Annotated in this window: 28 protein-coding genes; 11 read left to right on the top strand and 17 right to left on the bottom strand. The window is 42.2% G+C overall.

Annotated elements, in window-relative coordinates:
• Positions 1 to 7: 7 nt before the first annotated feature.
• The 10 genes from C234_RS0108345 to C234_RS0108300 form a co-directional block, all read right to left on the bottom strand.
• A complete protein-coding gene (locus tag C234_RS0108345) occupies positions 8 to 250 on the bottom strand; it encodes a hypothetical protein (RefSeq protein WP_027325389.1) in 243 nt (80 codons plus the stop codon).
• 41 nt (positions 251 to 291) lie between these two features.
• A complete protein-coding gene (locus C234_RS16145; RefSeq protein ID WP_052001909.1) occupies positions 292 to 771 on the bottom strand; it encodes a hypothetical protein in 480 nt (159 codons plus the stop codon).
• A gap of 90 nt (positions 772 to 861) precedes the next feature.
• Complete coding sequence (locus C234_RS0108335) at positions 862 to 1,431, bottom strand: hypothetical protein (RefSeq protein ID WP_027325388.1); 570 nt, start codon at positions 1,429 to 1,431, stop codon at positions 862 to 864.
• Between the two features lie 32 nt (positions 1,432 to 1,463).
• A complete protein-coding gene (locus C234_RS17445; RefSeq protein ID WP_158330245.1) occupies positions 1,464 to 1,814 on the bottom strand; it encodes a hypothetical protein in 351 nt (116 codons plus the stop codon).
• 65 nt (positions 1,815 to 1,879) lie between these two features.
• Positions 1,880 to 2,422 (bottom strand): hypothetical protein, encoded by a 543-nt coding sequence (locus C234_RS0108325; protein WP_154656401.1) that lies wholly within the window; start codon positions 2,420 to 2,422, stop codon positions 1,880 to 1,882.
• A 4-nt stretch (positions 2,423 to 2,426) separates the two neighbouring features.
• The gene (locus C234_RS0108320; protein WP_027325385.1) at positions 2,427 to 2,750 is read right to left on the bottom strand and encodes a DUF6093 family protein; all 324 of its coding nucleotides are present in this window, start codon (positions 2,748 to 2,750) and stop codon (positions 2,427 to 2,429) included.
• Positions 2,751 to 2,752: 2 nt separating this feature from the next.
• On the bottom strand, positions 2,753 to 3,127 hold the full coding sequence (locus C234_RS0108315) for a hypothetical protein (protein WP_027325384.1): 375 nt from the start codon (positions 3,125 to 3,127) through the stop codon (positions 2,753 to 2,755).
• Positions 3,128 to 3,146: 19 nt separating this feature from the next.
• Positions 3,147 to 4,340 (bottom strand): major capsid protein, encoded by a 1,194-nt coding sequence (locus C234_RS0108310; protein WP_027325383.1) that lies wholly within the window; start codon positions 4,338 to 4,340, stop codon positions 3,147 to 3,149.
• A gap of 37 nt (positions 4,341 to 4,377) precedes the next feature.
• Entirely contained in the window at positions 4,378 to 4,785 is a 408-nt protein-coding gene (locus C234_RS0108305; RefSeq protein WP_248596493.1) for a hypothetical protein, read from the bottom strand.
• 28 nt (positions 4,786 to 4,813) lie between these two features.
• A complete protein-coding gene (locus C234_RS0108300; protein WP_027325381.1) occupies positions 4,814 to 5,437 on the bottom strand; it encodes a hypothetical protein in 624 nt (207 codons plus the stop codon).
• 512 nt (positions 5,438 to 5,949) lie between these two features.
• On the opposite strand from C234_RS0108300, the gene C234_RS0108290 reads away from it, so the two are divergent.
• Together C234_RS0108290 and C234_RS0108285 are read left to right on the top strand one after the other, a co-directional pair.
• Complete coding sequence (locus C234_RS0108290) at positions 5,950 to 7,554, top strand: terminase large subunit domain-containing protein (RefSeq protein ID WP_027325379.1); 1,605 nt, start codon at positions 5,950 to 5,952, stop codon at positions 7,552 to 7,554.
• Positions 7,551 to 9,047, top strand: a complete 1,497-nt coding sequence (locus C234_RS0108285; protein WP_027325378.1) for a phage portal protein — start codon at positions 7,551 to 7,553, stop codon at positions 9,045 to 9,047. Before C234_RS0108290 ends, C234_RS0108285 begins: the two co-directional genes overlap by 4 nt.
• A gap of 117 nt (positions 9,048 to 9,164) precedes the next feature.
• Here the strand turns inward: C234_RS0108285 and C234_RS0108280 are convergent, their stop codons facing one another.
• Both C234_RS0108280 and C234_RS16140 read right to left on the bottom strand, forming a co-directional pair.
• Positions 9,165 to 9,407 carry a hypothetical protein gene (locus tag C234_RS0108280; RefSeq protein ID WP_148295176.1) on the bottom strand — a complete coding sequence of 81 codons (243 nt, stop codon included), beginning with the start codon at positions 9,405 to 9,407 and terminating at the stop codon, positions 9,165 to 9,167.
• Positions 9,404 to 10,114 carry a phage antirepressor KilAC domain-containing protein gene (locus C234_RS16140; protein WP_081688140.1) on the bottom strand — a complete coding sequence of 237 codons (711 nt, stop codon included), beginning with the start codon at positions 10,112 to 10,114 and terminating at the stop codon, positions 9,404 to 9,406. Before C234_RS16140 ends, C234_RS0108280 begins: the two co-directional genes overlap by 4 nt.
• A gap of 391 nt (positions 10,115 to 10,505) precedes the next feature.
• On the opposite strand from C234_RS16140, the gene C234_RS16135 reads away from it, so the two are divergent.
• Positions 10,506 to 10,919 (top strand): lipocalin family protein, encoded by a 414-nt coding sequence (locus C234_RS16135; protein ID WP_051290205.1) that lies wholly within the window; start codon positions 10,506 to 10,508, stop codon positions 10,917 to 10,919.
• A 411-nt stretch (positions 10,920 to 11,330) separates the two neighbouring features.
• Here C234_RS16135 and C234_RS0108260 read toward each other — a convergent pair whose 3' ends face one another.
• From C234_RS0108260 to C234_RS0108240, 5 genes are all read right to left on the bottom strand, one after another.
• The gene (locus C234_RS0108260) at positions 11,331 to 12,131 is read right to left on the bottom strand and encodes a hypothetical protein (RefSeq protein WP_027325375.1); all 801 of its coding nucleotides are present in this window, start codon (positions 12,129 to 12,131) and stop codon (positions 11,331 to 11,333) included.
• Entirely contained in the window at positions 12,115 to 12,522 is a 408-nt protein-coding gene (locus C234_RS0108255; RefSeq protein ID WP_027325374.1) for a hypothetical protein, read from the bottom strand. Before C234_RS0108255 ends, C234_RS0108260 begins: the two co-directional genes overlap by 17 nt.
• A gap of 11 nt (positions 12,523 to 12,533) precedes the next feature.
• Positions 12,534 to 14,189, bottom strand: coding sequence for a phage/plasmid primase, P4 family (locus C234_RS0108250; protein ID WP_027325373.1), 1,656 nt, complete (start codon positions 14,187 to 14,189; stop codon positions 12,534 to 12,536).
• A complete protein-coding gene (locus tag C234_RS17780; RefSeq protein ID WP_027325372.1) occupies positions 14,190 to 14,546 on the bottom strand; it encodes a hypothetical protein in 357 nt (118 codons plus the stop codon). It abuts the gene before it with no gap.
• Positions 14,547 to 15,315: 769 nt separating this feature from the next.
• A complete protein-coding gene (locus C234_RS0108240; RefSeq protein ID WP_027325371.1) occupies positions 15,316 to 15,873 on the bottom strand; it encodes a hypothetical protein in 558 nt (185 codons plus the stop codon).
• Positions 15,874 to 16,412: 539 nt separating this feature from the next.
• Here C234_RS0108240 and C234_RS0108235 point away from each other — a divergent pair.
• The 8 genes from C234_RS0108235 (at position 16,413) to C234_RS16130 (ending at position 20,104) form a co-directional block, all read left to right on the top strand.
• The gene (locus tag C234_RS0108235; RefSeq protein WP_027325370.1) at positions 16,413 to 16,793 is read left to right on the top strand and encodes a hypothetical protein; all 381 of its coding nucleotides are present in this window, start codon (positions 16,413 to 16,415) and stop codon (positions 16,791 to 16,793) included.
• Positions 16,794 to 16,807: 14 nt separating this feature from the next.
• Positions 16,808 to 17,038, top strand: coding sequence for a hypothetical protein (locus C234_RS0108230; protein WP_027325369.1), 231 nt, complete (start codon positions 16,808 to 16,810; stop codon positions 17,036 to 17,038).
• Positions 17,039 to 17,098: 60 nt separating this feature from the next.
• Positions 17,099 to 17,323, top strand: coding sequence for a hypothetical protein (locus tag C234_RS17435; RefSeq protein WP_034540782.1), 225 nt, complete (start codon positions 17,099 to 17,101; stop codon positions 17,321 to 17,323).
• A gap of 794 nt (positions 17,324 to 18,117) precedes the next feature.
• Positions 18,118 to 18,942 (top strand): site-specific integrase, encoded by an 825-nt coding sequence (locus C234_RS0108220; RefSeq protein ID WP_027325368.1) that lies wholly within the window; start codon positions 18,118 to 18,120, stop codon positions 18,940 to 18,942.
• 140 nt (positions 18,943 to 19,082) lie between these two features.
• Positions 19,083 to 19,283, top strand: coding sequence for a hypothetical protein (locus C234_RS0108215; RefSeq protein WP_027325367.1), 201 nt, complete (start codon positions 19,083 to 19,085; stop codon positions 19,281 to 19,283).
• 56 nt (positions 19,284 to 19,339) lie between these two features.
• Entirely contained in the window at positions 19,340 to 19,564 is a 225-nt protein-coding gene (locus tag C234_RS0108210; RefSeq protein ID WP_027325366.1) for a hypothetical protein, read from the top strand.
• Positions 19,555 to 19,905: a hypothetical protein gene (locus C234_RS0108205; protein ID WP_027325365.1), complete on the top strand. Its 351-nt coding sequence runs from the start codon at positions 19,555 to 19,557 to the stop codon at positions 19,903 to 19,905. The genes C234_RS0108210 and C234_RS0108205 overlap by 10 nt, the downstream gene beginning before the upstream one ends.
• Positions 19,898 to 20,104 (top strand): helix-turn-helix domain-containing protein, encoded by a 207-nt coding sequence (locus C234_RS16130; protein ID WP_051290204.1) that lies wholly within the window; start codon positions 19,898 to 19,900, stop codon positions 20,102 to 20,104. The genes C234_RS0108205 and C234_RS16130 overlap by 8 nt, the downstream gene beginning before the upstream one ends.
• The last annotated feature ends 175 nt before the right edge of the window (positions 20,105 to 20,279 follow it).

Below are 20,279 nucleotides of genomic sequence, written 5' to 3'. Positions count from 1 at the left end.
TTTGTGTTTATGCTTCCAATTTGAACCCTTTCAGGTCAATTGAAATGTTGGTTGGCGATGCTCCATCGCCGTATTTCCGTTTCCACTCACTTGCGGTTTCTAATATGTCCAAAGCATTCGCTTTTTTGAACGATTGCCCGTCTTTGCCCTTTTTGCCTTTCTCTTTATCATGGTTATAAACCACCATTGGAGCATCAACCGCCATTAGTTCAATTTGTGCGGCAGTATAAGCGTCGTAATACCCCCACATCGGAATGTTCCAAAGTCCCCAAAACAGTTTTAGGGATTCTGTCAGGCATTGGTGTTTTTCTCCGAGTGCCCATGCTGCGCCATAATACTCTCTTGACGGATACGACTTACTTCCTCCCTCGTCATTATCATTATTGTGTCCTTCATCTCTGTCAGTAATATGGTAGTTGCGCAATACGCCTCCACTTGTACTTTTTTTTTACACAATTCTATGACGGGAAGAAGTTCTTCATCGCTGTATTGTTTTACATAATAGAACCACCTCCACAGGATTTCATAGAAGAAGAATATTTTGAAGTACCCGTTCAGCAGAAGGGCGGCGGCACACTTGCTGTTTACTTTATCATCTTCTTTCTCATTCAGAAGGATGTCGGTCATTTTTCGCTTCGCCCTGTTCCGCATCCACCCGACCTTCCATTTGCTTTTCCGTATGGTGACTATATCTTTGGAGTTATTTACAATATCGTTCAACTCCCGCTCCGCATCCAAGCCGGGCTGCTCTATCTTTTTTGCTTTCGCCATAATTCCTCTGCTTTTATAAAGAAAGGGCGGCGGCATTCAGCCATCCGCCCTTTACACGTTTACATATTCGTTCTATTATACGTCATCCGTTTACTCTGAAAGAGAAAGAATCATAATGTCAGAGCCTTCCGAATTTTCCATCGGCGTAACGGAAAGGTTGAAATAAGCCGGATTGTCACCGTCAGCGGCAACAAAGCTGCTATATATCTCAACTTTAGGAAGAATAATGAAACTTTGCCCGTCTTCGCTCTTCACCACCAAAGAGCCGACAACCTTCTTGGGAGCCAAGCTGTATGCAGCACCCTTGTAGGTCTTGCCATCGATAAGACCTTTTGCAGCCGCTATAGGGTTGCCCTTACTCATCAGCAGGTCATTTACTTCGGCATCTATACTTGCCACTTGGAAAGAAATGTCAGGATCGCCTTTTGATACTTTGGACGTCCATGTTGCCCCTGTAGTCAGTTTGACCGGAGTTATATCCGCCGAGCCTGTATCGAAATTCACCCCGTCTTTCAAGACCGGAAGTTCCATAAGTCCTGTTAAGGATTCTTCGCCCAAATCTGAAGTCTTTATTTCACTATTTTTGAAATAGACCTCCTTAACATCATTGAAAAGAGTATTCAAATCCGTTGTCTTCTTAGTAATTGTCATGTTTGGCATACGTTTTATTTTTTTTAAGTGTTTGTGATTTGTTATTTATATGAATCTGTCGTGTTAATTATAAGCTTTGCTTGAACATTCCAAGCTGTAAACCCTAATCCGTCAGCGCCTTTCAACAGCAGGCGTGGAGCAGTTGCCGAAAACCGCTTTGTGACGATAGGGAATTTACGAATGGTTGCATTCAGAAGCTCTTGTAGTTTCTTTGTGTACGCAACACCGCTGGCTCGATTTTTCACAAATATCTCAATCCGTAATGTTGTACGTTGAAAAGCATTCTGGTCGTCAATTAGAACCGGAAGGGAAACCACGATAAAATCATTCATCTGCTGTTGTGTCGCACTTGGTCTGCTTTCAGGAAAAACATTCGCTGAAACGTCTTTCATCTGCGTGCACACCTCTTGCAACACTTCTGCTATATGATATTGGGTAACATGGCTCATGGCGATACTTAAACTTTAAAAGGTAATCTTCCCGCGCTTTCGAAATCGAACGAACCCTTAATCAAGCCACTGCCCGCCGCTCTCACGAAATACACGCTGTCCGTCATCACATTCAGCTTACGCACGTTCTCGATATATTCCGCATAGTGTGTGCCCACCACGAATACAACGGACAGACCTTTCGATGAAGGCTTGTAGTCTTTCAGAAACTCTTCCGACGCTTCATATCCGTAATAATGCACATCTCCCGTGCGGGCTACAAATCCCGTTTCGAAGTCTCTCTCGCCTTTCACAAGCGTCCTTCTCCGAACGTATATCCTCTTATAGGGAGTGGATATTTCATGCAGCACCCCGTCATAATAGATACCCCACGCGATAGACCCTCTCGTATTTCCAGTCACATCGTAGTATTTACCCGAATTCTTGATGTGCTCAAGCACTTTTCGGGCTACGGATCGCCCGCCCATTAGGAATGATCTCTTTTTAATCTTTTCAAACCGGGACATTCCAGCGTCAAACAACCTACCATTATCAGATATACCCTTACTCATACCACTAATTCTTTGCAAGATTGAAATATACCGTAGTTCCTAAATTCCCGGCATAGCTATCAGTAACCACACATTGAGTGAAAGTGCCTTGTCTGTCCGTGACATCTATCAAATCACCGGCTAATATCCCCTCAACGGTTCCGGGAAGGCTCAACAGATAATCGCTTTTTATCACATTATCCGTTTTGAATGTCCGCAAATTGGTACTGCCTTCTTTCCGGCACTTACCTTCGTATAAGACAACCTTCTCGCCATCGCTGAACGAATCCTCTCCCGTGATTCGGTAAACAGTACATTTATGCGGATGTCTCGGATTGCTTACTTTCATACTCAAAAGTTTACTATTCTGATTTTGCTGCCTTTTACAACATCTTCACCCCATTTCTCATAGAGTTCCTTAGCCATCTCACGCAACTGACGCTTATCGTACGCACTGGTTTGCCATCCGCCTTCCTTATGCTTCCACCCCCCGTCACTATCCTCCGTGTCATTCTTACTGCTCGGAGTACTCGCACACCACATGTAGATGTCCGCCGTAGCAAGGTCGATCTGCTTTTCTTCCAGCTTGCTAACCATAGTACCGAAAGCGATTTTTCGCTTTACAAGAACTCTTTTGAGGGCGTTGTCCGCTATTTCGTAAGCGGTAGCGCCACTCAAAAAGTCCTCAATGGTCATATCTTCCGTATGAGAAAGCTCTTCACCCATCTTTACATGAAATTAGGAGTTACGCAGTTACGGTAGAGATGAACATATACTGCGGCATAGTAGGCACGCACAATTGAGCAGCCTCGCTCTCGATATAAATCGAGTGCGTTTCAGGATTGGCTCTCTGCGTCAACTTCAATCTGCCTTCATTGAAGGAAGCTACCTTATCTGGTTCATACCCCAACGTCAAAGGCTCTACACCTTGAATTGTTCCGATCTGTCCGATGGGAATGAAAGCTATGTTGGTAGCCTTGAAGTTCTCTACCTGGCTGGTTATCAAATCAGGCTGACCTTCTGTATCCTTGCCGGGTTTGTCCACAAAGGCATAGCTGTCACGAGGAACAATTTCGTCCACTTTCACCAATTTCTTGAAGATTGCTTTCAAGCGGTCTTCGTCTTCGTTCTTCGCATTGGCTGTCACCGTGTTGTCGTCCGTCACATTCGGATAGAGATAGTGCCCGATGCGTTTCAAGACAGCTGTGTGAGTCATCAGGTCGTCCCACAGGTCTTGCGCAATCTCCATTCTGATTTTACCCAAATAATGGTATTTGCGGCGAATCTCCTTTACGCGGCTCTTCACATCCTCAATCGGATCTGAAGCAGATCCCTGCTTGGAGGGGACATGGTCGTCACTCGTCCACCACCGTTTCGTGCCATCCAACGTCTGATAGTGGTCTGCGGGGACGTTAAAGTCGATGGTGATGCCTTTCAGTCCTCTCGGGTTGTTGTCCGTGTCAATGGTAAATTTACCCGTAGAGACGATTCTCATGCGTTGATGGGTGAGTGAATTGAAATATGCACCGATAAGCCCATCAGAACCCTCGTCAATAAGTTTCAAGAACACATTCTGCATCTCTTCCGTAAATGCGGAAATGCCTACCCGTTGTAACAATTGGAGTTGCTGTCTCACCGTTACACGGTTCAAGCGGTAGAACTTCTTTTGAGTCGGGATATTACCCGTCTTCCCTTCAAGTTCACCCAATGCGGCTTCATATCCCGGGCTTTCCGGATCAACATAAGCCGGTAATGTTTTTACGCCAAGACTCGTAATGAGCTGAGAGAAGGTATAATCCAACTTGGGCGCATCAAACTCGAAGCCGTCAATCTGAACGAGGTCGTACTTCTCGTTATAACGGTCGATAAATTCCTGCCAAGTGTCTCCGCCAAGCCCGTTTTCGATAATCTTGTACAAATCAATAGGAAGTGTATTCATACGATTGTCGTGTTTTTAAATGTTATTTCTGTTTGTTTTACTCTACCCACACGATTTGAGGAAGCGTGGTTATTTTCTGCAAGGCAGCCAACACCTCTTCGTCAAACATGTAGCTATAAATCTCTCCGGCGTAAACAACCGTCCCGCTGGCTTTCGTACCCGCTCCGGCTACAAGAATATCCTCTTGCAGATACCCATTGATACCGAGCGTACTGATGTTAGCTGTGGCAGCCTTGATTTTCTCATCCGTATAAGCGGTGAACGTTTTGCCTTTAAGGTCAAACTTCACAGCTGTACCGGCAGGAATCTTCCCGGCCGCAACCCAATCGGAAATGTTGCTCACCATACCGCCGCCCGGATAACGGTGGCGGATTTCACGCCACACCTTACGGGCATGTCCGTATTTCATGGTGTTAGCGTCAAATGTGTTACCCATTGTTCCCATACATTCACTGTTTTAAGTCGTTAATAAATTACTTTTTCTTCCAGCCTTCCTTCTTGCCTTTACGCTCAAAGTATTTGCTGGCTGCACTGTGTTGTGTCCCGCCTGAATCGGAAGAAGTTCTTGGAGCGGTGCCATATCCACGACACGCCTTGTATTCTGCGTCATATTTCGGCAGAAGCTCAACAACAAGTTCATCTACGCTCTTCTTGGTGTCGAAAGTCACTCCCTGCAAAGTTTTGCTTAACACGTAATCATCGGTTGCTTGCTTCGCTTTCATCGCAGATGTAACCTTCTTTAGCAGGTCAGCCTGAACCTTCTTGCTGTCTTCTGCGTCCAAACGCTCTTCGAGTTCTTTCAGCTTTTTCTCCAATTCACTCTCTTTCCCAGATGGTGCGGGAGGCGTTGGAGGTGTCGGCGGGGTTTGTTGGGGCTTATAGTTTTTCTTAAAGTCCTCAACTTTGGTTGCGACATCGTGATTGTACTGACCTTCCATCCCTTTAATAAAAGCTACAGCTGTGTCCCAATAAGCCTCGTCAAGCTCCGAACCTTCGGCTACGGGATTAAGTTCTACGTACTTCTGTAATGTCCGCTCTGAAAAACTGGTTTCTCCAAGTTTCTCTCTTAAAGTGGATAAGATTTTTTCTTGTTCCATCGTGTTTATTTTGTGTTTATGTTTATAAAAAAAGAGCCAGATAATGCTTTTTGCATCAATCTGACTCTTTGGTCTTATTTCTAAAATTCAGAAGCGGGATGTATAATTTTCTGCTAATTACCATGTTTGAGAAAAAATATCCTGAAAACTACTTTTTACCCATAACATCCACGCTTATATAGTTCTTGCATCTGCGACACTTCACTCTCAATATAACAACGCCATTCACATAGCTTATGTCTGTCAGCTTTTGCCCGCATATCGGGCATAAAACCATTTTGTTGTATACTTCCCGCTGGTTTGTGTCCTTATCCGCGTTAACTTTTATCATACATAATGTTTTCGTTGCAAATATATATAGTAAATCTATTATATCAAAGCATTTTTAATATTATTTTCTATTAAAAAGTAGAAAAGAATACTATTATTGTCTATTTTTGTAGTGTAATAATAGAATAAGAGCTTGTAAGCCGTTTTTCGCATGGGTTATGCGAGGAGCGGCTTTTCTTTTTATGGAGAAATATAGTGGAATAAAAACGGATGATGACGGTTTGGCGTTTGGCTATGAGTATATCCAATCATTGAGAGATGCGGACAAGAAAAGTCCTAACTCGTATAAAATCATAGCGCAAAGCGGGGGGCAAGAGAATATACTCTCGTCTATGGCTGATATTACCATAGGGGGAGGCTCGAGAGGTGGAAGTAAAACGTTCACCCTTTTGCTGGAAGCGTTGAAAGATATAAAAAATAAAGATTTCCGTGCAGTTCTTCTTCGCCATGAAATTGAAGACCTCTCCGACATGATAGAAACCTCACTAACACTGTATCAGGATTTCGGTGAGTACAACAAATCCAAGAATGACATGCGATGGAATTTTCAAAAGGGAGGGTTCTTGAAGTTCAACTATCATGCAGACTCATTTGAAGATTTCAAAAAACGGTTTCAAGGTAAACAGTTTGCGTATATAGGCGTAGACGAGATAACCCACATGGACTATCTCAAGTTCAAATATCTTATCACCTGTAACCGAAACGCCTTTTACATACGAAACCGATTCGTAGGCACATGTAACCCTGACCCCGACAGTTGGGTTGCCAAATTCATCGAGTGGTGGATTGGTGAGGACGGGCTTCCGATTCCGGAACGCAACGGCGTTATCCGATACTGCTTCATGGATGGAGACGATCCATCCGGGACATATTGGGGAGATACGCGAGAGGAAGTGTATGAACAATGCAAGAGCATCATAGATGCCTATTGGAGACCGGAATATGAGCAATATGGCACACCGCAAGAGCTGTTTATCAAATCGGTTACTTTTATCGAAGCAAAGCTCTCTGACAATATAAAGCTGATGTCCTCCGACCCTACCTATCTGGCAAACCTTGTCAATCAGTCGGAAGAACAACGGGCACGTGACCTTGACGGTAACTGGAAGTATAAGTCCGCAGGAGACGATATAATAAAAATGGCTCACATGGAAGCCATGTACTCCAACTCCATCCAAATAGGAGACGGGGTACGCCGGGCATCATGCGATGCGGCATTTGACGGCGGAGACAGCCTTGTCCTATTTCTATGGGAAGGGTGGCACATCAGAGACATATTCGTGTGTAAGCTCGACAGTAAGAAGACAATCTATGCCGTGAAAGCCAAATTGGAGGAGTGGCACGTCAGAGAAGAGAACTTCACTTATGACCTGAACGGACTCGGACAGATATTCAAGGGATTCTTCCCAAACGCCATGCCGTTTAACAACAGAGAGTCGGTGGAAGAAAAATTCAAGTACATCTATGCCAACTTGAAGTCGCAGGCTGCATATATGTTTGCACAGAAAATAATCAATCGTGAAATATCCATCGAAAACACACTGCTTGAACGCAAATTCTCCGGGAAAGGGTTCGAGAACGTTCCCCTTAGACAGATTCTTGACAAGGAAAGAAAGGCGATACGCAAAGCGGAAGAATCCGATGGGAACGGATGGACAATCATCAAGAAAATTATGATGAAGCGATTGGTCGGACACTCTCCGGACTTCATAGAAGCTATGCTTATGCGGATGATTTTTGAAATTAAACATAAACGCAAACACATAAAAGGATTAGGATTGATATGATAACAGAGATTCTTACTAAAAAGCCTTTTGCAAGGGTTACCCCAGAGGGGTACTTGCAAGGAAGATTGACGAACGATTTAAGAAACGCATCGTTCACAAACAGCGGCGACAAGCTGATATGGCAGGTTGTTTCACAAGCCGATTTCATCCGTGAGTTTTATCCGTCGGGGCATAAAATCAATTCAAGTTTTTTTTACCCTGACAAAGTAAAGTACGATGAAGAAAGGAAACAGTTCTTCCAAGAAAAGGTATTCCGGGCTTCTTTCCCCTTTCAGATGATAATCACCATTCAACAGCTTGTGCACTTGTGCGGAAACGATATTCATCATGAATTAACAGACTCGCAAGTGGACGAAAGTTCACGGAAAACATTTCTGGAATACCAAAAAGGATGGCTGGACAAGAATATGGAGATTGCGTTTTACGAGTTCGCCAAAAGTGTAAAAATAACCGGAGACGCAGCCATCGTATTCTACATGCATGAAGGCAAGGTGTTCACCAAGAACCTTTCCTATCTTAATGGTGACACTCTTTATCCTCACTACGATTCCATAACCGGACGAATGAAACTGTTTGCTCGGAAATACAGCGATTATGACGAAGAGGGGAAGGAGGTCATTTCTTGGGTGGAAGTGTGGGACGATAAGAAAATGTACCGTTACCGCCAAGATAAAAGAGGAATAACCGGAACAATCAATAAGGTGAAACAGTACTTCGGTATTGATGGGTATACATTGGTTGAGGAACACGATCATGGGTTTGCCGAATGTCCGGTTGTATATTATCGGGACAAACACGGGCCTTGCTGGAATTTCTCACAAGACAATATCGACAAGTACGAGCTGGCCATTTCCCATTTGTGCCAGAACAATATGGCATACGCTTTCCCTATCATGCTGCTTAAAGGAGACGATGTCGAGATTCAGGGAGACATGTATGGCGCAGTAAAAGCCATTACTATGGGTAAGGATGATGATGCGGGGTTCATGAGTCGCCCGGAAGCCGCACAGTCATTCGAGCTTCAACTAAATACATTGCTCAAAATGATTTTTATGGGTAGCTTTGTCGTCATGCCTCCCGAAGTGAAATCCGGAGATTTGCCGGGTGTGGCTATTAAACTTATCTATTCACCATCTTTGGAAAAAGCCATAATCGACAGCAAGGAGTTTGACGAATCTATTGATAAGATGAAACGCTTGTTTCTATACGGGTACGGAACCGAGAAGGGACAGCTTACTAAATTCATCAATCTGAATGTCTTTTCTTGGATAGTACCATACGTTCACCAAAACGCCGCTGAATTGGTATCGAACTTGGTACAGCTGGTTGGCGCAGGCATCCTGTCAAAGGAGACGGGTTCGGAAGAGTCCGGGTATGGGAAAAACAATGAATGGGATCGCATCATTCGAGAACACAAGGAGCAGCAACAATCGGACTTGCTATATCAACTGAAAAACAAGAAAAACAAAAGCAAAGAGGAAGGAGAAAATTAATATACTACCCGAAAAGCGAAGCGCGGGAGCAGTTCGGTGCCCCGCGCTTCTAATCCAACACACATATATGTTGATATGAATGCTCGTCATGCCATTTTAGACGCCTTTACTATCGCGTCAAAATGCAAATATTATTTCAAAATCATCCGGGCGCGGTGTGCTGAACATAGGAACGCTTCCTGATATAACCATACGATCTCGCTCGTTTCCAAACTCACGTTTCAACTCATCTATATTCTTCATCAATCTACGTTCGGTGAAGATACATCCGCCTGTTTCTTCCAAAATAAATTCGTTTATCGCTTTCATCAAACCACGCACATAAGGATTGTTCGCATCGAGTACTATTTCTTTTTTCATGCGGCGCATCCTCCTTTCTGTGGAAATATCTTGTGAAGAAAAGCTCTTCCTCTTTCAGTCCATACTGTTATCGTATTAGTCCCCTGCGAGCCGTCCGAGCGAGTGAATATTGTTGTACGGGGCTTGGTGTATCCTTTCTCGCAATATTTTGCCGTTAAAAGCCATTGCCCCGACTGTTTGAACATGATTCCTCTTTCTTTGAGCGTTTTGTGTAGCTGTTCGGCTTCTCGCATGCCCAACTCTTTCGCCATTTGTGTAGATGTGTAGGTGTTTACCGATTGGAGAACATTGTCCACATATTGGACCTTAGGAGCGGACTGCTTGATCTGTTCGTCTTGCAGCTCAATCTGCTTTTGGGCGGCTTGCAGCTGCATCTGATGCTTTTCTATCGTCATTTGAGCAACTTGCAAAGCACGAGCCATAATCAGTTCAGGGGTGTCTTCTTGAGAAGTGGCAAGGTATCCGCCAGATTTACGGATGGATGGTAGTACTTCCTCAAACACCCAGCTTTGGAATTTCTCGGCTTCTTTCTTGCGAGATTGAAAAATACAACGGTAAAGATTGGGCTCATCGATGAAGTTAAGCTCCTGCATTCCGCCTTTTGTAAGGGTCTTAATAGTAGTAACCCCCTTTTCATTTAACCTTGACTTCAAACGCGTTGCTGCTCTAAACCCAAAGCATTCGCAACATCGGCAAGGCAAAACCATATAATACCGTTTACCGCTTGATGGGTGCGCAGCTCCCCGAATTGTGCGCTGGTGAACGTCGTAACGTTCGTTTCCGTAGTTTTCAACATAACTATAAAAATAAGAGGTGTCCGCCTTTCCTGCTGTTGAAACACTACGAGAGTTGTTTGTGCGCCATTACAGCTAACACACAGGGGTACGAACACCAGTATCTAATTTCTTATCCGATGCGACTATACAAAAATAGCCCTCATATATTGAGAGCCTCTTATACATCGCCCTCGTAATGTTTCAACGCTGCAAATATACATCTTTTTTCAATATTCCGGAAATAAATGTGGAAAAATTCGGGCAATAGTTGGAAAGTGTCTATATTTGCTGCATTGTTTCATTTTCTTAAAAACACATTCGTATGAAAAATGTTTTATTTTTATTGGCTATGCTGCCAATAGTTCTATTCACCGCTTGCTCATCGGATGATGATAATGTAGTCAATAGCCCAATAGTCGGAACTTGGACTACTTCGGATGCCTTTGAAACGTCTGAAATTACATTTAAACCTAATGGTTCTGTTACCGACAACAGCACATTAAAACGGAATGGGGCTATGAGGGAGTACGTAGGCTCTTATAGCGTTAACGGCAGTAAACTGACAATTAATTGGGAAAAACGCCGAGATTTTAATTCTGTGTCAAGAGAATGGTCAGGATACACGGAAGATAAAGAAACGGTAGTAATTACTTTTTCTATAAAAGATAACACAATGACTTTCCTTAGCATGGAAGGTGAAGCCGTTGACACTCCCACTTATTACACTAAAAAGTAATGCAATGGTTGGAATGTATATATAATGCGGATATTATACAAAATAACAACAAAAGAGGTTGTCTCAAAATTTGTTTGGGATGAACCTCTTTGCTTTTACTATACATATTCCAATGTAATGAACGAATCAAGCATATCGACTATCTCCGGCGTAACTTCCTGTTATAGGGCTTTCGGGGGTATTTTCGATTAAGCCTCTTTTGAAAGTCATCGTTGATGCTTTCAGTCAGTAGCATTTTAGAGTTTAACACACGTATTTCTCCGGTAAGCTCCATTATGGTTTTAGCCTGTATCGTGTTTTGTTTTGACAGCTCAACATTGGCGATAGCCAGCTTACTGCATTCCGATGCCAGATGATTGAGCTTCTTTGTGCTGATTAATGATAGTCCAAACATATGTCCGATATTAAAGTTCAAATTAAAGTAAATACATCCGAGACGGGGATAGCAAAACATTTGCAATGCCCGTGATATGGCGGCAATTCCGACCATTCCGTGTGAAACCCTACTTCATCATCGCAAATGCTGCAAGGATAAGAGCTACCTCGCATGACAAAGAACCCGGCAACCCCATTGGCTTTCGAATGCAGTTCCAAGTGTTTCATCCAACCTTCCGCCACTGCGTACTCCGTCAAATCGGACAACGCAGTCCAAGAGCTTACGGTACGTCCCGCTCCATATGATTCTTGAATACCAAGCCTTGAAATAATCGGATTCCCCTCTGAAAGAGCTTTCTGTATATGCTCATTAAGCAATGGAGCTTTCACGGACTGCTTGATGGATGAAAGCAACTTCTCCTTTGAAACATTCAACGAAAGCCCTGCGACAACAGCCGCTTCCACCTCTTTTGAGAAACGGTCGGAATATTCCTTTGCCCGTTGTTTAAAGGTTTTCCCGTATGATTCTCGTGTTATGTATGCTACAATCGCATCCCTGTTCTCTTCGTGCGTTGCCACCGCCAATGTACAGGCATAATCCTCGATTGCTTCAAGAAGAGACGCAATAATAGCGTCTACTTCTTCCTGCAATTGTCTGTTTGCCGAAAAACGGAACAGCTTAGGGGAAATGTTATATCGATATGAAACGTCTATAATCTGTTTCGCAGCTTCGGTCAGCACTGCTTGGAGGTTGGCACGCATGGAAAGTTCCGCATCCAACCTCTGCCGCAGATACTCTTTCGCTTCTTCAATCTCCTTGTCAGTCGGCATCTTCATTCTCACCTACCTCTTTAACGGCTTCCTTAAGGCTATTCATGATTCTTTCTTCCTCCAACACCTTTTCATCGTTTTCGGGAGATACGGGATTCTGCAAAGCCCGTAAGCGTTCGGAAAGAGCGGAATAGCTTTTAAAGAACTCTTCTAAAAACGGGACATCCGGCGTTGAGTTGCTGATAAGGTAACAAACCCTTATCCACGCCTCCAAATACTCATGGAACTCTTTTTTGTTAGCCATTTCCCTAATTCGGACGAACATCATGTTGTCATCCCGGAAACGAATACTCCAAAAGCCAGATACGGCTTTAATACCTATCCAGTCGTGCTCACTGCCACTATCCCTTGTAACAATAAAGTTACCCACCTGAATGCCATCCTTTTTTTTACTCATAAGTTTTTTGTTTAAAGTGTTTCAATCTTATTATTTTGTTGTCTTTTTAATTGTTTCATAATCTTCTCCACAGCGTCCAAGTCAAAAACGGTTGTCCTTTTCTCCTTGTGGTACGCCCCCTCCAGCTTCTTCTCCCGGAATAAGCGGCTGACAGTATGAACGCCTACCGAGAGATAATAACTAAGCCCCTCGAGCGTGTAGATATACCGTTTCCCGTCCTTATAAACGGGTTTGGCGATTCTTTGCCTGTAGGTGCCACGCAAATCTTCCCTGCTCTTATAATAGATCTTCTCTATCAAAGCCGAACCATACAAACCATACATCTGACCTTTGGGGGTTCTTTTCTTGCGATACCCGGCTTCCGAAAGGATACGGCCGAACACAGTCATGTTTTCCTCCTTTATGTCATTATCCTTGCACCATTTGGAGTATCTTCGATACAGAACAGCAGAAGACATCCATTTGGGTTCAACGTCGGCGACATCCTCGTAACGGCACATATAGTTCATTTGGTACATGAACTTCATCACGGTGCTGCTTTCCGACTGATATTCGTCCATGACTGTTTCAAGGTCTTTGCTGTCCGTCAGCTTATACCCGTTGGCAATAAAACGGTCACGGCCTTCCAATATCCAGTTGAATATAGCCGGATATTCAGCTTCCAAGTCACGGGAAAGCTCCTTTTTCTGACGGGCTTTGGGTATCTCAACCTCAAAGGGGATGATGCAGATACGCCGTCTCATCCCGTAGCTCCAGTCTTTTAAGTAAGGCATCTGATTAGCGTTCGCCATAAGCAGGGGGATATTGTACGCCGTGAAATTATCACCATAGATAGGACGGGCTTCGGTAGGCTCACCACTGATAAGCGCCTTTAACGCATCACTGTCCTTGCCAAACTCCAACGCCTGTATTTCAGAGCAGTAGTTCAACCGCTTACCGTTAATGAAGGCAATGTTCTTTTTTCTCTCATTGCCGGTAATCAATGCGCCTATGCCGAAGTTACTCACATTCTCCCTACCGAGTATGCCCATTATCGTCTCAAAAATGACGCTCTTGCCATTGGAGCCGGAACCCCGAAGGACAAGCATCGTTTCCATCTTCGCCACACTGCGGTCAACAAAAATGCTCCCAAGAAACTCCTGCAAGACTTTCTGCATAGTCCTGTCCGGCAGAACTTCATCCAAGAACATACTCCAGAGAAATACATGCTCATTCGGATTATAATCATAAGGTACAGATGTGGTCTGCACCCAACGGCGGTCGAAAGGATGTGCACGACGGGCGTTCATGTCAAACACACAGTTATTGAACACCACAATGGCGTTATCGGGCTTTAAAGCCTTACCGGAGACTACACGCTTACAGACTTTCAACACTCCCTCCACACGGGAATAATCGCCGTTAGGAAGGTTGCATTTACGCATCAAGTCATATATCAGATTGCCAAAATCATCCCATGCCATCTCTTCGTATATCCGACCGCTGAAATAATAAGGCGTACCGTTAAACTTGCAAATCGAAGATTTTATAATGGCTGAACGCATCAAATCCTGCACGGCATCTACACGTGCAGCACTCTTGAACTCCTGCAAGGCAGCATCCAGCTTTTCACCTTTCATAAGTCCGAAAACCTCATTCAACAATTTCTTATACTTCTCCGATTCCATTTATTCTTTAAACTTTCCGATCCTCACTTGATTGATATTATCGGCAATCCAGCCAACAAGATAGGCAAGCGGTTCCTGATTCAGAGGATCAGCCTTTGCCCCTATATAATCAAATATATTCATCGCTACATGTAGGCTTTCATGGGAAATGGTGGATACAGTCATGGACTTCTTGCTTTTAAACCGAACAAGAACACCACCTAAATCCCTCTGCTTGTCATAAACACAATCTACAATGGCATCAGCAGTGTCATCCCACTCGCTTACACCTTCAAACCTGTCCGAGAATGTATCGGTACCAACCACAACCCACAACTTACGCGGATATATCAACGGGTCAAACTCGTGTATCTTCATAAAATATATATTCTAAAAGGACAATGCGGTTTGATGATTTTATCCAATCAAACTATTTACGCATACAAATATAATGATTTTCTATATAAGTAGAGTAATTTATCATATAAAGAGAGTTATTTTCTATATAAACATAGAATAAAGGGTTGTTTTGGGCGATTTTTACCACATTTCTTCAACAAAGCATACATTTATCACAAACGAGTGTAAAGTCTTGTTATACAGCATGTAATGACTAAATAACAAGAAAAAAGCGAAGGCAAAGTTACCCTCGAAATGTATAGTTAATGTATGGTATTTACTAAAACTATACATACTTAATTAACTGAAACACAAGTAGATGGAAAAATAGTGTATAGTATGTATAGTTTTCCGTGAAAACTATATTATAATATATACTTTTTTCATACGCAATTTACATATAAACTATACATACTATACATAAAAATTACATCTAATTGATAATGAGAGTGTTAGATATGTATAGTTATAAGATAAACTATACACAAACTATACATTATTAGAAGGAAAACCATACATAGATTGACGGATTTAACAGTTAACGACCGAAGAAAGCCAAAAAGCATCCATTTATTGCTCAAAAAAAAGAAAAAAATAAAAATATCGACCGGGAATGAATGTCTGGGCACCCTACCGGTTAGAGGGGGGGTACCCCCTATATTGATTCCCGGAACCGTTTAATGTACAAGAGAAGTTTGGTAACAAAATTACACATTTAAAATCTGAACTTTATATTATACCTATAATATTAAATATCGCTTGATTCACCATCTACAGAGGCTTTGCTCTTTTCTTTTTCTGCTAAAAAAAGACTGCATCTATAACATTGCAATGGTAGATAATAATGTACGGTATCTACTTCTTCTACGTTCTCTTCTTTCTTCATTTGCTGTAAATCTGCTATCTTCATTAACACGTCTGCCCTGTCTTTCCCCCGAAGCAGAGGCAAAGTTTCCTCGAGACCAGCCAGCACAGAGGATTTGTCACGATATTTTACCACCCCCTCTTCTTCTTCTCCCTTTTTCCTTTTCCTTTTTGTTTTTTTTGTTTCTTCTTCTTGTTGTTGTAGTATAAGCATTCCGTTACTTTCGAATGACTTTATAAGCTTGTTGATTCCGGGCTTGTCCTTCGCTAACTGGCATGCTCCCCGTTGCGCTGTTTCTATCTTGGTGGACGTTGGGCGGAATATGATCGCATATGCTTCTCCTCTATTGGCTCCGGCTGCTACGAGCATACAGAAAAACACTTCATTCGGTGTTAGTTGGTAAATCTGTTGTAAATCTGTTATTCTTTTACTGAAAATCATAATACTATAGTTTTTCGTGTTATTGTTTCTTTTTGCGTCTTATTCTGCAAAGTTAGAATAAAGTTCGTTTAAAAGCAATATATTTCGTGTGGTGGCTTGTGTGTGGCTTGTGTATGGTGTTTGTGCGTGTTATTCCTGGCTTGTATTTGCATAAAAATACTTACATTATATTTGTTTATCTGATTGCTTGTTCCCCGTATATATATCACTGATTATTAGCGCGTTATAATATAGTTAATTGATGTGAAATATCGGTGTTTTTCTTGGAAATAAAGGTACAAAAGTTTTGCTATATCTAATATAATTCGTATATTTGTAATACAGAAAAGGAGATAAAGCTTTTCTGGAGCGATCTTTTGATATTGAAAAGAATAACGCCGAAAGTACTGCAATACTCCCGGCGTTAGGTTGAGAACGGAACTTTAGAAGTATCCATCCAAGACAGGACAAAGGTACTTCTATTTTCCCCATCTTCCAAACTTTTCTTATTTAAAAATTCGCTGTGGTATTGAATTATTAAACATTTAAATATTACAGTTATGAAAACGAATGACTTATTAAAAGCTATTGAGAACCTCAAAACCCGTTCACAATGGGATAAGGGCGTAAAAGATTATGCTTATGAAATTGTCGAATACGTATTAAGTGACTACGCTAACATTGATGCGGACGGCGCAAAGGAAATATTATTGAACGGTGCCGATAGTTGGGTACAATACAGCTATGGCGGCTTGTCTCTTATCTATGACAAGGGTATAGCCGAAAGATTATGCACCCCTTCCGAGCTAAAGAAGGCGACACGTAAGGACGGAACCTTGAAAGACATGGCGAACTCCCGCGAAAATTGGATCGAATGTCAGGCGCGTGCGCTGAATCAGGCTTATAACAAAATTATGAATATCTTAAGAGAGGGTAAATAATAGGAGGATATATTATGAAAGATTACAGATTAAAAAACGGATATACAGGTAGAGAAGTAGAAGTAATGAAGGCGCATAACATTTTCGCTCAATTCGTAAAGGTGTCCGACAATGAGTATTACAACCTTAGAAACGTATATAACAATTCCCAGAAGCCTTGCTATAAGATTGTTACAAGGGTTCAGGATGGGAAAAGGTTTAACGTAAACATGAACAACGGGATAGCTTATCATACTACATTGTAATTATATAGCTGCGCTATCGGCTTGACGGGCATAAAAAGAACCAACTTAAAACATACTATTATGGCAACAATTAGAAGTAACGCAGAACAATTATTGAGAGACTCTTACAGACAAGTAAAACAATCTATGCCGTTCATGGAATGGCTGGAACTCGAAAGCGAGAACGATCCATGCTTCTGGATGTGGCTCTTTGACGATGAGAATCTCGAAAGCCCAACTTCGCTAACAGAAGAACACGAAGAATTGTATAAAAAGTTTATTGAAATCTTGGAATGCAATTTATAAATTAAATAATTCATTTTATTTACATTCAGGGGCAAACTCCCCTATTATTTATATCTAAAAAATGTTAGGTTTAATTATTTGGCTGATAGTAATCTTATTGATTTGCTTTAGCGTTCTGGGTGGCTTCTGGCTGCTTCCTGTGTATTTGATTTTTTGCGTACTATTAGGGTTATATATTGGAATTAAATATATGTAGATGATTCTTTCCGGTTGGAACTTTCTCTAATCGGAAAGAGTTTTTCCCACTAAAGCGGCGCTATTCCTGTGTTCTGTGTTATTGTTCTGATTCCTTGATGTGGTGTAAGGTATTGACGGGAATAGCCAATAAAGCAACTGGATAATCTTGCCGGGCTTGTATGTTAAACGTACAGAGACGCGTTGTTATTCAGTCTTGACAAGTATATAATCTTTGTTTCCGTTGTTCATTGATGAAGAAAGGAGTACTACAGGAGTCAACAACGTTAACCGAGATACCCGGAGAATCATTATCCGGGAGATGGAGAGCCGGGAAGGCGCACATATATACACGCTAATTGATACGCCGTTTCCCATGCGCATACCTTCACGCATAAACATGAACGAACTATTGAATGAATTATTATGCCCGAACTATTGAGGTTAACCGAACTAAACGAAAAAGCAAACGAACTGTTTTCGGGCGTTTTTTGGCACTTTCATTCTAAAAGCAATCATCGCATCGGTGAGTGGGTAAATAATCGCAAATAAGACCGAATTACAGCCATTTCAAACGAATTATTAAACGAACTATTATAAAACAAGAAAGAGAGGTTTTTATGAAAAGCTTAAAACAATCATTTTTGAAGAAATATCCTAAATATGAAATTATATTAAGGATGTTCGAAGAATCGAACGGATGCCCGGCAACGTGGGGGAACCTTTCAAAAGTCCGATTGCAGAATTTCGTGGACTATATGCTTGAACGGATGGCGCAAAGTTCCGCCCGGCAATATGCGGCAAAATTCAAAGCTGTATTAAACCTGTACAGCGAAGAGGCTGAACTACCCGGAGGGTATATGAAGGTTTTAACCATCAAGGATGAAAAGCCCGTCCCCGTGTGGTTGAATGACGACGAATTAGAAAAACTATCCGCATATATTCCCCTGAACGACAACGAACGAACTGTACAGGCTCAATTCCTGATGGGGGCGTATTCCGGAGCGAGGCACTCCGATTATTGCCGATTTACGAAAACAAATATAGTAAACGGTTACATCTCTTATGTGAGCCAGAAGACAAAAACGCACGCTACCGTACCATTGAAGCCGATTGTAGCTGAACTATTGGAGGGAACGCACATTAAGAGTGAATTATCCACCCCTGCTTTCAATAGTATATTGCGAAGAATCTGCAAGGCATCAGGAATCGTTGAGCCTGTGAAAGTTTTCAGGGCTGGGAAAGAAGCGGAGGGCGAGAAGTGGGAATTTGTATCGAGCCATACAGCCCGCAGGAGCTTTGCGTCAAATCTATATTTACGTGGAGCCGATTTGTACAGCATCAGCAAAATGATGGGGCATTCGAGCGTTGAAATGACTGCAAAGAACTATATATGTTGCGGTTTGCGCGAACAATCTGTTGAGGTAATGGAGTATTTCAGGTAGAAATCATTTTGAACGGATTCAGCCTTATTCATTTTTCGCTCGGCTAAAAGTTGTTAAGGTTTCGCTTTCGTTCTTTTCCTGATTTGCCAACGTTAAAAATATATATAGCTTTGTAATTTAATCAAGAAATAATTATTACCATGAAAACTTATGATGTAGTATTTAACGACAGCTTCGATTCAAACTCAAAAAACATTCATGGCACAGAACAGGAATGCCGTGATTGGATTGATAACAACCGCAATGATAAGAGCACCTATTTCGGTGACTACGTAGGCGGTACGGTTTCTATCGTCTGCGAAGAAACAGGCGAGACCGTATACGAAGAAACAATAGAATAAGTATATAGCTGTGCTATGACGGGCATAATTTTAATAACCAATTTAAATATACTATTATGGCAACAATTAGAATTAGAAGTAACGCGGAACAATTATTGAGGGACTCTTACCGTCAGGGAAAGCATGAAATATCTTTCATGGAATGGCTTGAACTCGAAAGCGAGGGTGATCCGGATTTTTGGCGGTGGTTGTTTGACGATGGAAACCTTGATGGAGAATATACGTTAACTGATGAGCATAAAAAAATGTATAAAGAGTTCTTAGAAAATCTATGCGAATAACAAAGAAAGTATTCGATGGGGCGCTTCACATGTGGTTGATGAAGTGCCCCCTGTGCGGAGACATACTTCACTCCGCACCGGAGGAGGACTGGTTGCCAGAGTTTGCCATCTGTCCATGCGACAGAAATGACAAACAATCTGCGTATGAACTATTCGAACGTAACGGCGAGACGTGGATACGGAGAAACAAGTATCCCCGTTTCATCGCCCGTGTGGCGTTCGAGGGCATATCGGATATAGATAATATAAGTATGATAGATGAATGCGATAACGAGAGGGAACTTGCATCAGCAATGCGGAAAGCGGGCGAGTTCCTTGTAAAAAGGAGTAGGAATGAATGATAGAGAACGAATAGGCAAGATGATTGCCGATATCAGGACAGAGCATGGTCTGACCGTTCGAGAGCTTGCGGACATTGCAGGTGTTACAAGTACTAACATCTGCAAGATAGAAAACGGGAAGTACTCGCCCGGCGTGGACGTGCTTTCACGGATATTGTCAGCATTGGGGTATATGCTGACAATTGAGAAGAGGAAGTAGGATTGCAAATTCGGTGCAAATAATATTTCCATATTTATAACTATTTGATGTTTAGTGATTTATTGACTATTTAAAACAGTTTCCCAAGCTGGGGGTCGCGAGTTCGAGCCTCGTTTACCGCTCTTTTTGAAAATCAGGCAGTTACAATATTTTGTAGCTGTTTTTTTTGTGTCAT

The sequence above is a fragment of the Bacteroides pyogenes DSM 20611 = JCM 6294 genome (assembly GCF_000428105.1).
In the GTDB taxonomy this organism is placed as follows: domain Bacteria; phylum Bacteroidota; class Bacteroidia; order Bacteroidales; family Bacteroidaceae; genus Bacteroides; species Bacteroides pyogenes.
This window is presented reverse-complemented; position numbering and strand designations above follow the sequence as displayed.

Bases quoted from the DNA above. Each gene is read 5' to 3' on its own strand.
- C234_RS0108325 (WP_154656401.1), bottom strand. From the start codon at position 2,422: ATGAGTAAGGGTATATCTGATAATGGTAGGTTGTTTGACGCTGGAATG.
- C234_RS0108300 (WP_027325381.1), bottom strand. From the start codon at position 5,437: ATGGAACAAGAAAAAATCTTATCCACTTTAAGAGAGAAACTTGGAGAA.
- C234_RS0108250 (WP_027325373.1), bottom strand. From the start codon at position 14,189: ATGGAATCGGAGAAGTATAAGAAATTGTTGAATGAGGTTTTCGGACTT.
- C234_RS16145 (WP_052001909.1), bottom strand. From the start codon at position 771: ATGGCGAAAGCAAAAAAGATAGAGCAGCCCGGCTTGGATGCGGAGCGG.
- C234_RS0108215 (WP_027325367.1), top strand. From the start codon at position 19,083: ATGAAAACTTATGATGTAGTATTTAACGACAGCTTCGATTCAAACTCA.
- C234_RS0108255 (WP_027325374.1), bottom strand. From the start codon at position 12,522: ATGAGTAAAAAAAAGGATGGCATTCAGGTGGGTAACTTTATTGTTACA.
- C234_RS0108285 (WP_027325378.1), top strand. From the start codon at position 7,551: ATGATAACAGAGATTCTTACTAAAAAGCCTTTTGCAAGGGTTACCCCA.
- C234_RS17780 (WP_027325372.1), bottom strand. From the start codon at position 14,546: ATGAAGATACACGAGTTTGACCCGTTGATATATCCGCGTAAGTTGTGG.
- C234_RS0108345 (WP_027325389.1), bottom strand. From the start codon at position 250: ATGTGGGGGTATTACGACGCTTATACTGCCGCACAAATTGAACTAATG.
- C234_RS0108210 (WP_027325366.1), top strand. From the start codon at position 19,340: ATGGCAACAATTAGAATTAGAAGTAACGCGGAACAATTATTGAGGGAC.
- C234_RS0108310 (WP_027325383.1), bottom strand. From the start codon at position 4,340: ATGAATACACTTCCTATTGATTTGTACAAGATTATCGAAAACGGGCTT.
- C234_RS0108290 (WP_027325379.1), top strand. From the start codon at position 5,950: ATGGAGAAATATAGTGGAATAAAAACGGATGATGACGGTTTGGCGTTT.
- C234_RS0108235 (WP_027325370.1), top strand. From the start codon at position 16,413: ATGAAAACGAATGACTTATTAAAAGCTATTGAGAACCTCAAAACCCGT.
- C234_RS16135 (WP_051290205.1), top strand. From the start codon at position 10,506: ATGAAAAATGTTTTATTTTTATTGGCTATGCTGCCAATAGTTCTATTC.
- C234_RS17435 (WP_034540782.1), top strand. From the start codon at position 17,099: ATGGCAACAATTAGAAGTAACGCAGAACAATTATTGAGAGACTCTTAC.
- C234_RS0108305 (WP_248596493.1), bottom strand. From the start codon at position 4,785: ATGGGAACAATGGGTAACACATTTGACGCTAACACCATGAAATACGGA.
- C234_RS0108205 (WP_027325365.1), top strand. From the start codon at position 19,555: ATGCGAATAACAAAGAAAGTATTCGATGGGGCGCTTCACATGTGGTTG.
- C234_RS0108320 (WP_027325385.1), bottom strand. From the start codon at position 2,750: ATGAAAGTAAGCAATCCGAGACATCCGCATAAATGTACTGTTTACCGA.
- C234_RS17445 (WP_158330245.1), bottom strand. From the start codon at position 1,814: ATGAAAGACGTTTCAGCGAATGTTTTTCCTGAAAGCAGACCAAGTGCG.
- C234_RS0108315 (WP_027325384.1), bottom strand. From the start codon at position 3,127: ATGGGTGAAGAGCTTTCTCATACGGAAGATATGACCATTGAGGACTTT.
- C234_RS0108230 (WP_027325369.1), top strand. From the start codon at position 16,808: ATGAAAGATTACAGATTAAAAAACGGATATACAGGTAGAGAAGTAGAA.
- C234_RS16140 (WP_081688140.1), bottom strand. From the start codon at position 10,114: ATGGTTTTGCCTTGCCGATGTTGCGAATGCTTTGGGTTTAGAGCAGCA.
- C234_RS0108280 (WP_148295176.1), bottom strand. From the start codon at position 9,407: ATGAAAAAAGAAATAGTACTCGATGCGAACAATCCTTATGTGCGTGGT.
- C234_RS0108240 (WP_027325371.1), bottom strand. From the start codon at position 15,873: ATGATTTTCAGTAAAAGAATAACAGATTTACAACAGATTTACCAACTA.
- C234_RS16130 (WP_051290204.1), top strand. From the start codon at position 19,898: ATGAATGATAGAGAACGAATAGGCAAGATGATTGCCGATATCAGGACA.
- C234_RS0108335 (WP_027325388.1), bottom strand. From the start codon at position 1,431: ATGCCAAACATGACAATTACTAAGAAGACAACGGATTTGAATACTCTT.
- C234_RS0108260 (WP_027325375.1), bottom strand. From the start codon at position 12,131: ATGAAGATGCCGACTGACAAGGAGATTGAAGAAGCGAAAGAGTATCTG.
- C234_RS0108220 (WP_027325368.1), top strand. From the start codon at position 18,118: ATGAAAAGCTTAAAACAATCATTTTTGAAGAAATATCCTAAATATGAA.